General features: G+C 45.9%; 8 protein-coding genes. 6 read left to right on the plus strand and 2 right to left on the minus strand.

Annotated features, from left to right (window positions below; all coding sequences use genetic code 11):
• Positions 1-60: 60 nt before the first annotated feature.
• On the minus strand, positions 61-3,258 hold the full coding sequence (locus ACXAGP_RS09410) for a ligand-binding sensor domain-containing protein (RefSeq protein ID WP_475260991.1): 3,198 nt from the start codon (positions 3,256-3,258) through the stop codon (positions 61-63).
• A 216-nt stretch (positions 3,259-3,474) separates the two neighbouring features.
• Between ACXAGP_RS09410 and ACXAGP_RS09415 the strand changes: the two genes are divergently transcribed.
• From ACXAGP_RS09415 to ACXAGP_RS09440, 6 genes are all read left to right on the plus strand, one after another.
• Complete coding sequence (locus ACXAGP_RS09415) at positions 3,475-6,432, plus strand: TonB-dependent receptor (protein WP_475260992.1); 2,958 nt, start codon at positions 3,475-3,477, stop codon at positions 6,430-6,432.
• Between the two features lie 306 nt (positions 6,433-6,738).
• Complete coding sequence (locus tag ACXAGP_RS09420) at positions 6,739-7,455, plus strand: LytR/AlgR family response regulator transcription factor (protein WP_338294571.1); 717 nt, start codon at positions 6,739-6,741, stop codon at positions 7,453-7,455.
• Positions 7,455-8,639: a sensor histidine kinase gene (locus ACXAGP_RS09425; protein ID WP_475260994.1), complete on the plus strand. Its 1,185-nt coding sequence runs from the start codon at positions 7,455-7,457 to the stop codon at positions 8,637-8,639. The genes ACXAGP_RS09420 and ACXAGP_RS09425 overlap by 1 nt, the downstream gene beginning before the upstream one ends.
• 119 nt (positions 8,640-8,758) lie before the next feature.
• Positions 8,759-9,619 carry a glutathione-dependent disulfide-bond oxidoreductase gene (yghU, locus tag ACXAGP_RS09430; protein WP_475260995.1) on the plus strand — a complete coding sequence of 287 codons (861 nt, stop codon included), beginning with the start codon at positions 8,759-8,761 and terminating at the stop codon, positions 9,617-9,619.
• A 125-nt stretch (positions 9,620-9,744) separates the two neighbouring features.
• Positions 9,745-11,196 carry a PAS domain S-box protein gene (locus tag ACXAGP_RS09435; protein WP_475260997.1) on the plus strand — a complete coding sequence of 484 codons (1,452 nt, stop codon included), beginning with the start codon at positions 9,745-9,747 and terminating at the stop codon, positions 11,194-11,196.
• On the plus strand, positions 11,189-11,560 hold the full coding sequence (locus tag ACXAGP_RS09440) for a response regulator (protein WP_475260999.1): 372 nt from the start codon (positions 11,189-11,191) through the stop codon (positions 11,558-11,560). The genes ACXAGP_RS09435 and ACXAGP_RS09440 overlap by 8 nt, the downstream gene beginning before the upstream one ends.
• A 41-nt stretch (positions 11,561-11,601) precedes the next feature.
• Here the strand turns inward: ACXAGP_RS09440 and ACXAGP_RS09445 are convergent, their stop codons facing one another.
• Entirely contained in the window at positions 11,602-13,353 is a 1,752-nt protein-coding gene (locus ACXAGP_RS09445; RefSeq protein ID WP_475261000.1) for a tetratricopeptide repeat protein, read from the minus strand.
• Positions 13,354-13,411: the final 58 nt, after the last annotated feature.

Consider the following 13,411-nt stretch of genomic DNA (forward strand, 5'->3'; position numbering starts at 1 on the left):
GTGAATGCAACGTTATTCCCCATTTTTGAGGCCTTGTTACTACCAAAGTCGTAAATGCTCTCAGTCGGTGAGCGGTAGTAGTACATAAAAGCAGCTACCTTTGCCTTCGGTAGATTCAAACCAGACTTTGCCGCGATGTTGCTGTACCAATTTTTTCACTATGTACAGACCCAACCCGGTTGATTTTTCATTTTGGGTACCTTTTCTACCTACATTGGTAAACGCTGAAAAAAGTTGAGAGCGAATTTCTTCCGGAATTCCTATGCCTTCATCACGCACAGTGATTAATGCCTGTTTATCTTGAGTGTCTACTTTCACATTGACCACTTGTTCCTCATAGGAAAATTTAATGGCATTACTAAGAAGATTTTCCATGATGCGAGCAAACTTAGCTTGGTGAAGGTCACAAAACACGACTTCTTTATTGTATCCCAAGGTCAATTGGATCTTTTTTGTGAGTGCTTTGGGTTGGTGGCTCTCAACGATTTTTTCCAGTGCTTTAACCAGGTTGGTGGTTTTGAGTGTGATATCGTCACTTTCATTGCTGAGTTTGCCGTAATCCCTCAACTCTTCAACTAATGCTGCACATCCTTGACCCGCCTGAATCGCTTGTCGCAGATATTTTTGTCCTTCCTCCGGAGTGAGCTTGCTTCCCGCGATTTGCATAAGGTCAAGATATCCCAAGCCAATCGAAATTTTGTTATTAATATCATGGGCAACGATAGACATAATGCGGTCTTTATCCAGATTCGCCTGGGTGAGTTCTTGGGTTTTCTGGCTGATTTGTTGGTCGAGCTTGATTTTTTGTCTTACCAGATGACGGGTGCGCAAGATAAACAGTCGCCACATCAAGAAGGTGAAAACTGCCACCAAAACAGTATAAAACCACAAGGTTTCAAACCAGGCGGGTGGATTAATTACAGTAACCGAGAGGTCATTATTCAGCCATTCTCCTTTGCTGTTGGTGCTTTCTATCATGAGTTGGTATTTGCCTGGTGGCAAGTTGGTGTAAGTGGCACGGCGGTTATCGGCACTGGCGTATTGCCACTGCTCGTCAAAGCCCAGCAGACGCCATCGATAGTTAAGATCACTTGCGCCGGTATAATCCAGAGCGGCGAATTCCAATGAGAAACTCTTGGTATCAGGTAACAACTGCAATGGCTTATCAAGGTTGAACGCCAATGCTTTATTATCTACTTCGACGCTAGTGATCACGATATTGGGCTCAATACGTCCATCACTAAATCTATCCGGGTTGATGAGCAGCAGTCCTTCATTGCCACCGAAAATCAGCGTACCTGCGTCGGTCATTTCTTGAGAGCCGAGCCAGATTGTGCCGATGTCCCACTCATTGCTGTTACTCAAATCTGTCGCGATGTTATTGGGAATGTCATAGACCCCCTTGTAATGCCAAACCCGCGATTGCTGGTCCACCATAACGTTGGCGGTATACTCAGGCTTTAGTTGCAGTTGTTTATTGATGTTGATGAAGCTGGCGAATTGGCCGTCCCAACTCTCGAGTTTGTCTAAACCACTTTCAGTAGCGACCCACAACTGATTATTTTGATCGGTATGTAAACTGTTGATGGCATTGTCAGATAAAGCGCTATTTTTTTGTTTTTCGTGGTCAATCAGGGTGACGGTTTTGCTGTCCGGGTTAACGTGAAACAAACCATCATCAGTCCCTACCCACAGACTATTGGGTTCTTGCCAGGCGAGGGTATAAGTGATGCGACCTTGCAGTGGTGCATAATTGCTAAATTCGTCCAGGCTATGCAGCGTCTTTTCCTGTAGGTTGGCGTACCAAACACCTCTGGTGGAACCCACCCAAAGTCGGTCTTTCTGGTCCTGAGTCATAGCGGTGATAGTTTTTAATCCTGCTTCATGTGCCTCCGGATAACTAAAAAAATGCTTTTTCTCTGCATCAAAGCGATACAAGCCTTTACGTCTTGAGCCCACCCAAACTTCACCATTTTTAGTGTGAAGCAAGGATAAAATATCACCATCAGGTAGCCCCCCAAGGGTTTCTGGTTCTGCCTCAATATGGGTTATTTGGCCGGTTTTAGCATTGATTTTGGATAGGCCTTCCTGACTGTAACCTATCCAGATTTCACCGTTGTTAGTCTCGGTGATAGCTCTGATCCGCGCACTTTTTATTGATGTTTGATAGGGTGAGTGTCTTATAGTGCGGATACTGTCGTTTTGAGGATTAAACAAGTTCAGCCCCGCGCCCCAAGTTCCTATCCAGATCAGTCCCGTGCGGTCTTTATACAGTGCGCCAATATTATTTTGATTAATGCTGTTGTTAATACTGCGATCGTGGCGTATTTGTTTGCGAATACTAAAGTCTTCAACAGCGACGATACTGATGCCGCCATCCAGAGTTCCCACCCACACTTGCTCATTGTTGTCCTTGACCATTGACACCACCCAAGGATGGCCCAACTGACCTTCTTTATGGCGGAGCCACTTTACTTCTTGAGTGTGTACGTTAAAACTGGCAAGGCCATTTTGCAGTGTTCCCAAATAAATGTGTTGGTTGTCAGCGCGCAGCATAGTGTGAATTTGTTGCCCATCAAATAAGGGAAAGCTGCGGCCGGATAAGGTATTTTCTCTAAAATCATCATTGGGCAAATTGATCCTACATAAGCCATTTTGAGTGCCTAACCAAAGCCCACCAGAGGCATCCAATAACAGGCTTCTCGGACTCTGATCGCGATAAACGGCATCACAACCAGTAATGCGTTTAATGGTGACAATTTTTTTACTGTAAGGATTGAGGTAGTTAAGAGCCTGATTGCTGGCTACCCATACGCGGTGGCTTGCTTCGCCCACTATGGCGCGAATGGAGTTGCCATTGCGCTTATCATTAGGGGTACTGAAATCAAAATGTTCAAAAGTCAGGCTTTCAGGGTTCAGTACCGAGATGCCATCACTAAAGGTGCCGAACCAGAGCTTACCGTCTGGTGCACTCCAAATAGTGCGAATGTAATTTCCAGCCAGGGAGTTTTTATTATCTGTTTCGTGTTTGTACTGGACAAAATGATAGCCATCAAAGCGCACTGCACCTTGTTGCGTGCCTAACCAGATAAATCCTTGTTGGTCTTGCGCTATAGACGTCACTATCCCATCGGGAATGTCGCGGTGATTGGCAACGGTATCAAAATACAAATCGCCCTGAGAAAACAGGCTGGCAGCCAGCCCAATGCACGGTAGCAATGAAAGCATGAATACCGTCAGTAATGAAAAAACTCGCATCCTTTGCTCAGCCAGATGACTTTTCTTAATACTAGCGCTTTTTGCATTTTTTTAAACCCAAAAGCTGCGGGCTTTATTCTCTCATTTGTGGAGTTGAGCACCTCAAAAGCGAGGTTTATCCCTCACCTGATCGGTGACCTGGTCCTTTTGATAACTTCTTCGAGTTAGTGCGCGAAGCGCATCTGCACACAAGATAACAACAATTGGATTAAAACTATGCACAATAAAAGACTAAATAGACGTTTAGTGGCACTTGCTGTGGCTGCGTCTTTAAGTACGTCATTACCTGTACTTGCAGATTCTTCTCAGGGCTTTTTAACAGGTAAAGCTACGACAGAATCTGGAGCTCCACTGCAATCTGTGACCATAACCGTTGAAAATGTGGCAACCGGGCTATCCCGAACATTTGAAACCGATGATAGTGGTAACTATCGTTTTCCGTTGCTGCCAACCGGCACTTATAAAGTGTCCGCCAGTAAAAATGGTTTTAGTACCTATCAAGGTGAAATCAGCGTCAGATTGGGTGATAAAACCGTTATCAATCCGGTTTTACAAGCGGATACCACAGAGCGCATTCAGGTGGTGGGTACTACAGTGGCTGGATTTGATCCGACCTCTTCGGGCACCAGCCTGTTGCTGGATCAGGAGCAAATTGCGCGAATTCCGGTTGCTCGGGATATTACTTCAGTTGCGCTATTGGCACCTTCAGCTTCATTAGGGGATGAAAGCCTGACCTCCCGTACTCCGCTAGTACAAATTGGCGGTGCAGGACCGGCCGAAAACATCTTTTACGTGAACGGCATGAATATCACCGATGGGCGCCGTGGCCTTGGGGCATCTGTGGTTCCTTTTGAAATGTACAAAGATTTCGAAATCAAAACCGGTGGCTATTCTGCAGAATACGGTCGTTCCCTGGGCGGGGTGATTGTGGCCAATACCAAATCAGGTAGTAATGATTTTCACTTTGGTGGCAACCTGTTCTGGGAACCGGAAAGTCTGAAGGAAAGTTCACCGGATTCTTTCCGCAGCGACGGTGACTACTATCGCATCAATTCCATTGATGAAGAAAAGAACATGATCGGCGATGTGTGGGCCAGCGGTGCTATCATCGAAGACACCCTGTTCTTTTACGCCTTATACAGTGCACGTGATATTGAGTTTAAAGGCAGCCCGGCGGCGCGAACTTCACAGTATCAAATCCGCGAGCAAAGCGACCCGTTTTTTGGTGGCAAACTGGATTGGTATATCACCGATAATCACATTCTGGAACTGACCTACTTTAATGACTCTGATGATGAAGTGGTAGAGACTTATGCGCTGGACAGTGACACGCTGCAAATCGGTGCTCGGACTGGTGGGTTTACCTATGAGTGGGGAGGTGAAACAACGGCACTGAAATACACCGGGGTGATCACCGATGATCTCACCATCTCAGCGCAATACGGTATTAATGAATCTGCAGGTTCGACTTTGCCCGACGTGATTGCTAATCGGGTTTCTCAGGAGTCTGACGTTATTAACGAATGGAGCGCTGACCCGTCGCTGGAAGAAACTGAGCGTAAGATGTTGCGTTTAGATATTGATTACTACTGGGGAGATCACACCTTTAGATTAGGGGTTGACCGAGAAGAGTTTGAGTTCTTCGAAGACACGTCTAATGCCGGACCTAATAACTATGGCTATGACATAAACCCCACCAATAACACAGTTGTGCGAGATGTATACGTTAACCGAGGGACTTTCAAAACTGAAAGTTATGCCTGGTACATCACCGATACCTGGCAGGTAACCGACGATATCGTTTTAAATTTAGGCGTGCGTAACGACAGCTATAAGAGTTTCAATATTTCCGGTGAAGAATTTATCAATATCACCGACCAGCTTGCCCCGCGTTTAGGCGCTACCTGGGATATCTTTGGGGATGGCGACTCAAAACTCTACGCAAATTATGGGCGTTACTATTTGCCGGTACCAGGTCAAACCAATGTGCGTTTGGCAGGCGCTGAATTGAATTACGAAGATACCTTTGAGTTTCTTGGTTTGGATAGTAATAGCATTCCAATATTGGGTGAGGAAATTGGCAGCCGCACTACCTTTGATGACGGTGTACCCGGAGATCCTCGCTCACTAGCGGATAACGACCTCGACCCTATGTATATGGACGAGATCATGTTGGGTTATGAAAAGCGCTTGAATGACAAATGGACTATGGGCATTCATTTAACTGCGCGCGATTTAGGGCAAGGCTTTGAAGATACTGATGCAGAAGGTGCCCTCAATGCCTATTTCAATGATAACTTTGGCAGTGGTTGTGGTCCTGGCTTATGCGGTTATCTACTGCTTAATCCTAGCAAGGATGTCACCATTAACATAGACCCGGACCGCGTTGTTGATGTGTTCGGTAACGAAGTGTCAGATGGCCCAATCCCATTCGGTGAATATGTGATCGATAAGGACTACTTCCGCTTACCCGAAATTGAGCGCAAGTATTACGCAGCGACGATTACCTTCGATCGCGCCTGGGATGATCTCTGGTCTTTGAACATGGCTTATACCTGGTCACACGTATACGGCAATCACGAAGGACTGGTTAATTCCGATCTACAACAGGAAGATGCGGGTATCACCATCAACTATGATTATCCCGGCCTGGTGGATCATTCCTACGGTGATTTACCGACGGACAGACGCCATCAATTCAACGCTTTCGGTTCTTATGCTGTCACCGAAGACCTGGTGGTGGGCTTAACTGCGCGTTATCAATCGGGCCGTCCGAGAAACGCGACGGGTTATTTCCCGGCTAACGAGGACTCTTCTTTTGAAGACGTAATCGCTACCTATTATGGTGCCTTGTCCTTCTACCGCAATGGCGAACCTTCGCCACGGGGTTCATGGGGTAATCTGCCTTCTACCTTTAGTCTCGATGCCAGCGCTATTTACACCACTGAGATCTTTGATGCGGAGGTGAGTTTCCGTGCGGATGTCTTCAATCTATTTAATTCAGTCAATCCTGTCACGGTGTGGGAGCGGGCTGAGGTGCGTGGTGAAGACGTGGGGCTATGGCATGGTGCGATACCCATCCGCGGTGCAGGAGAGTCTGATGCACGCTTTGGCTCACCTCGCCAATATCAGACACCTCGCTACGTGAGACTGAGTGCCAGCTTTAAGTTTTAGGCTCGACACTTAATCCCACAAATCGGGGGATTCACCCCCCGATTTGGTTGTCTGAACACTTTGTTATTTTTCTCATCGGAGGATTTGGTAACTTGAAGACTGTCGGAGTAGTGACCCGATGAATACATGTTTACATCCTACATGTATTATCTCCCTGGGTGAGAAGATGCGATGGCATCTTCTCACTTCTTCGCGTGACTTTTTAACCAAAACCTGCCGTTTAACTCGTAAAAATGCTGTTTATCTGAATTTGATTCTGGTGAAGGGCATTTTCACTATACTGCCTCAGCTGTATACGGAGGAATCATGTTTTCTTGCATCATAGTGGATGATGAACCCATGGCGCGTGAACGCATCCGAATGTTCATTGAAACCCAACCCAATTGGCAAGTGATTGCTGAGTCAGATCATTACGATGAATCGCTCAAACTCATCAAGCAGTTGCGTCCCACTGTCTGTTTTCTGGACATCAATATTATTGGTGGCAATGGTTTTCATCTGGCAGAAGAGCTGGATAAAAATATGGTTTGCAATTGGGTTTTTACTACGGCTTACAGTGAGTTCGCGGTAGCGGCCTTCGATTTAAATGCCACGGACTATCTTTTAAAACCCTTTGACAACCAGCGTTTACGAGACGTGCTGGATAAGGTAGAGCGCAAACAAGTACTGGGCTATCGCAATGCGCAAGACAAGCTTATCGCAGTTAAATCCATTGGCTCTGTTCGTTTTGTAAAAGCGAAAGATGTTATCTGGATAAAAGGGGCGGCCAATTATGTTGAATTGCATTGCCCGGATCACGTGTGGTTGCATCGGGAGTCGTTGTCGAGTCTGGAGAAGCAGTTAGCCAGTGGCCAGTTTATCCGGGTACACCGCAGTATTGTGGTTAACAAATCTCATATCGATTCCATCAACAGTGAATTAGGCCGTTATTCGTTGCTGCAACTGTCTAATGGTGATGAAGTAAAGATAGGCCAAAGTTACAAAGCTGAATTGTTTAAAGAGCTGGGACTGGAGCCGGCTTAGTGGACTTTAAACAATGGCAAAAGCTTGGGGCCTGGAGTTACGATTTATTCACTGAACAAGGTGCGCTTGAAGAGTTATCTAAACCGTCCTTTTGGTGGTTACACATCGTAGGATGGCTGTGTTATGTACTTATTTTTAGTGTCGATAACCTGGTTTTTAGCGAGCAGGAGTTCCAGGTGGTGCCGCTACTGAGCATGCTTTTTCTCAGTGGGCTGACCGCTGCCTTATTAACTCTGCCATTGCGCTATTTATACCGTCGCTGCTGGAACCTCAGTTTACTTTCTTTGGTATTCGTGATTGTCATCGCTTGTGCATTGGTGGCCGGAATATGGACGCCTATTAAAAACAGTCTCAGTTGGTATTTACTCAGTGGATTCAACGTATTTGAACCGGGGGATATAGAATTTTCTTTCCTTAAATTTCTAGGGACTAGTGGCTATGCCTTTTGCATGATTTTGGCCTGGAGCTGTTTGTATTTCAGTATCAATTACCATTTTCGTTTGCGGCAAAAACAAGAAGCCCTCATGGTGGTTTCTCGTCTGTCCCATGTGGCGCAGATTAAGATGCTAAGGTATCAGATAAACCCTCATTTTCTGTTCAATACCTTAAACGCTATCTCCACACTGGTATTGTTGGGCAAAAAGGAAAGCGCTAATCGGATGCTCACTAAATTAGCGAGTTTCTTGCGTTTTTCATTAGATAACGACCCGGAGCGATTGATTTTTTTGCAGGAAGAAATCGAGGCGCTGCAGTTGTATCTGGACATTGAGAAAGTGCGCTTTCAGGAACGATTGCAAATAGACATCAACATTGAACGTTCGACAGCGAGTGCGTTAGTGCCGGGGCTTTTGTTGCAACCGCTGGTGGAAAATGCCATTAAGTATGGTATCGGCAATATGCGACAAGGCGGCAGGATTGCCATCAGTTCGCAACAGTTGTCCAATCGCTTGTATCTCACCGTATTCAATAATGGCCCTGTAACAGCGTCTGACATTAGCCGCATAAGACAAAGCTTATCATCGACTAGTTCAGAAGAGGTTGCAACTTCGGGGGTTGGTTTAAAAAATATCAAAGAGCGTATTCATATTCTGTTCGATGGTGATTGTCATTTTGATGTATTGCCGGTGGAGCCTGCAGGCTTAAAAGTAGAAATTCAGATCCCCATCATTTGTCCTGATGAATAACTTATAGCAATTCGTTTTCAGTGAAAATGCAAGCTAAACTGGTTTTGGCCTGTCTTGTTAGCTATTGTTTTATACCAATCAGTATTTAATTGTGGCAACAACCTTAAAGGAACCAAAAAATGAGTGATACTTATACGCCCCCAGCAATCTGGAAATGGGAGCCGGGCAATGGTGGAGCATTCGCCAACATTAACCGCCCGATATCAGGCGCCACCCACGACAAAAAACTACCGCAAGGACAGCACCCTTTCCAGCTGTATTCTCTGGCGACCCCCAATGGTGCGAAAGTGACGATACTGTTGGAAGAGTTACTGGCAGCGGGCGTTAAAGAGGCCGAATACGATGCCTGGTTGATCAACATTGGTGAAGGCGACCAGTTTAGTAGTGGTTTTGTGGAGATTAACCCCAATTCAAAAATACCAGCTCTTTTGGATAAAAGCGGTGAAAATGAGCTTAGAGTGTTTGAATCAGGGGCCATTTTACTGCATCTGGCAGAGAAGTTTGGTGCCTTTTTACCTTCTGGCGCAGCGCGCACCGAAACCTTGAATTGGTTGTTCTGGCAGATGGGCAGTGCTCCCAGTGTCGGCGGTGGATTTGGTCACTTTTACAATTATGCACCAGAAAAGTTTGAGTATCCTATCAATCGTTTTTCTATGGAAACCAAGCGCTTACTGGATGTTCTGGACAAGCAGCTAGCCAACAACACTTATGTCGCTGGTGAACAATATACCATTGCCGATATCGCCATCTGGCCCTGGATGGGCAATCTGGTGCTGGGCCGTTTGTACAATGCCGCAGAGTTTTTACAAGTGCAGGAATATGAGCACGTAATGCGCTGGGCCAAGTTGATAGATGCCCGTCCTGCCGTGCAGCGCGGCAAAATGGTGAATCGCACCTGGGGCGAACTTCATGAGCAATTACACGAGCGTCATGACGCCAGCGATTTTGAGGTTAAAACCCAAGATAAAGTAGAAAACTAATACCGGGTGATATCAGGGTATTGAGGCCAATATCCTGATGATTTTTTGGTGAGAGAGCGAATCCCATGTAATTGCCTATACTTCTTCTCAATAGCGCATTTTTTGCAGTGAAGGTATTTCGATTGGTGTCTCATTTCTCAGCTTCGGAAAACGAACTTGTTTTACTCAAGACATTACTAAAGCAATCACCTGACAGTGATCACATCCTGGATCAAGAGGGGAATGTCGTATACTGCAGTGAGACCTTTGCACATCAATTGGGCTATTCACATAAAGAAGCTCTGCGCCTCAATGTGCGAGATTGGGATCGCCATTTTCCCATCGATCAGTTAGTCAATATTGTTGGTGATCTTATTAAAAATCCCGGGATATTCGAAACTAAACACCAAAAAAAAAGCGGTGAAATATTAGAGGTTGAGATCAACGCAAGAGGCATTGAATTAGATGCAAAATTGTATCTGTATGCCTCTGCCAGAGATATCACCGAGAATAAAAAAGAGGCCGCCTTTAATCGAAAGAACAATGCTAAGTTGCAATCGATATTTCACACTATGGCGGATGCCTTTATTGTTATTGATCGCACCGGGGTCATTGAAAGTGTCAATCAAAAAAGTACCGAGATTTTTGGTTATTCAGAATCCGAGCTGGTAGGGCAAAACATTTCCATTCTGGTCTCAAAAGAACACCGCCACAACCACGATGGTTATATTGCGAATTACCTGAAAACCGGTCAGGCAAAAATAATCGGTCTTGAGCGAATATTGAATGCTCAGCGAAAGGATGGCTCAGAACTACCTATTTCGTTGCGAGTAGGTAAAGTGGAGGTGGATGGTGACATTTTATTTACAGGTATCATCAGGGATATCACCGAAATAAAGGAAAAAGAGCGCTCCCTTGAGATTGAAAAGGCCAGCTTTAAAACCTTGTTTGAACATTTACCAGATCCCTGTTTTGTCATTGATCCCGAAGTCGGGGGCATAACCATGTGCAATCCTGCTTTTGAGCGGATTATGCAAGGCGATAAGTCGCAGCTTTTAGGTTGTAGTAAATTAGAACTTTCACCTGATTTTCAAACTCATGTAGGCAAGTCTTCCGAGGATTATTACCAAGAGATATTGCAACGCTTGCAGCAAGAGAAAACGGTGATGTTTGAATGGATGCATGAAACGTTGAAGGGCACTCCGTTCTTGGTTTCCGTGAGCGTTTCTTATGTTCCCATCTCCGGGCGGCCATCATATCTCGCCAGCTGGCGGGATATTACCGAGCTAAAAAAGCAGCAGCAGGAATTGATACAGGCGCGCAATGAAGCCCTTCACGCGGAAAAGGCCAAATCAGATTTTTTGGCCAATATGAGCCATGAAATACGCACGCCACTCAACGGCGTGATTGGCTTTACCCAACTCATTCAGCAAACTCAACTGGATGAGACTCAAGCAGACTATGTACATAAAATGGAGTCATCGGCACGCCACCTCATCACTAAAAACCGCCTTGGAATTAGAAACAACACATTCCGATGGTGCAGAGCATACTATACAAAGACTGCCGTTAGCTGGATTGCGTTTTCTTGTGGCTGAGGACAATGATATTAACCAAGTTGTAATCGAAAATATGCTAAAATCCGCTGGAGCAGAGTCGGTCATTGTTTCTGATGGGGTTCAATGTCTTGGAGTACTGGAAAAAGATCACAGTTATGATGCGATACTGATGGATATTCAAATGCCTGTGCTTGATGGTATCGAGACCACCAAAACGATTCGCTCTCTGAAACAGTCAGCTGTTGCCAGGTTACCAATTATTGCGCTGACCGCTAATGTAATGCGTCATGATGTGCAAAAATACTTCGCTGTTGGAATGCAAGCTCATATTGCGAAACCCATCAGTCGGGATGAACTTATCAATACCATCATCGATACCTTGTCCGCTGAAATTGAAATCTGAAAACTCAAAAGCCCCGTTTTTCATTGTGCTCAATGATGGTTTTAATTGGTCATGATTGGGTCGAGAACTATTAACTGCAGTTCCACATCCACCATGTCGCTGCCGCTGGTATCGGATAAAAAAATCATTCGCGACTGACCAGTGAGTTGATGTCCTTCTTGCACTGCCTGCATTACCAGCATTGTCCATTGTGCCTCTAATTCGGAAGTCGGGCCTTGGTACTCTTTACTTACAGCATATTGGATTGGGGCGTTAACAATGCGGTGAACACCACTGTTGCGCGGTGCGCCTGAAAAGGGGAAGGCGATGGTGATGTCTAATTCCTCTGTAGTTTGCGTCTGCTGCATCAATAAGTGCATATTGCCATTCAAACTGCCACCAGAGCGCATCAATGCTTTAATTAGTGCGAAGGTGCGCTTTTTAATTACGGTTTGCAGCGCTGCTTGAGTGGTTTTCACTTTTGTACCATAAAAACGAGTCGCTGCCAGGTGCTTTTTAGTCAGTGGTATAGACTGTTGAGCAGTATTTTCGGCGGCATCGGCAATAGCTGGTTCACTTCTGGAATCCGCAGTCTCAGCTGGTTTTGCGCTGCTGTCAGGTAGCGTAATCTGAGTATCTGCAGGTAAACACAAACCTTGTAACTGCTGCGATTCCTCACGGCTTGCTGGAGTCGCGTCAATGAATGTCAGCCATTCTCTGGCTTTGACCTTTTCGCCACTCAACAAGGTGGCGTTTATGAAGGCTCTGCGGGCTTTTTCCGGTTGAGCGAGTTTGTGATAAGCAATGCCCAATAGTAAGTTCGCTTTACCCACAAATCGCTCTTCCAGTATCTGTTCACAGGTCTGGGTAAGGGTATCTAGTGAGGCTTGCCATTGTTCTGCTTGTTGATACAACTCGGTAAGCAACAAGGCGCGTTGCACATCATTGTTGCGCACCAGGCTTTGCGCCAGACTGTCCCGGGCGGATGTTAGCTCACGGGCCTGGTACCAAAGTTGAAACAGCTGATACCAGCGCTCAGCCGAGTCCAGGATGTTGCCTTGTTGTAGTGCGTCATTAAGGACTCGGGCAGCTTTGTCGGGCATATTTTGCCGCTTATAGAGGTCCACCAATAACAACCAATCCTGCTCCTGACTAAACAATCTTTGGGTGTTAGCCAATGACCACAGTTGTAGTGCTTCGTCATACTGTTCGGTGAGTATATAAAGTCCGGTAAGCTGGCGATTTATAGCGGGTTCTTGAGGGTGTCGTTGCAGGTATTCAGATAGAAAATCAATTGTTACAGGCCAGGCTTTTGCTGTGTAACTGAGTTGTGCAAGTTGTTTAAGCTGGTTATCTGACAGTGAAGCCAGTCGTGGTAATAGGGGGGATAGCTGCGCTACTACCTCGTGGAATTGCTCAAGGCCCACAGCAGCGCGTGCCAGCAGTAACCGTTCTACAGTGCGCATTTCTGACTCTTGTGCTTCCGGTTTCAACAGTGCCTTCACCTCGGAAAAACGCTTCAGTTGCAACAATACTTGCGCGTATTCAAGGCGCAACTGACGGGCCACGGGGGCTGCTAGTGCATTCGCCGCCAATGCGGTTTGGTATGCCTGGGCGGCTTTGGCAAATTCTTGTTTGAGCACATATTGGTGGGCCAGTTGTTGACCACTTAAAGCAATTTGCCAGGGATCGCTGGCATTGGCCAGTTGCGCTTCCAGCTGATTGACAGACAAGCTCTCAGCACTACTCAAATCCTGATTACTGTCTTCAAACAGCTTGCTTTTATACTGCCGTGCTTCTGTGGTATTCGCCATAAGTAACACCAATACTAGCGTCAGCAACAATAACCCCCTCAGAGATCGCTTACTGAGT

The sequence above is a fragment of the Planctobacterium sp. AWM4_229 genome (assembly GCF_056160305.1).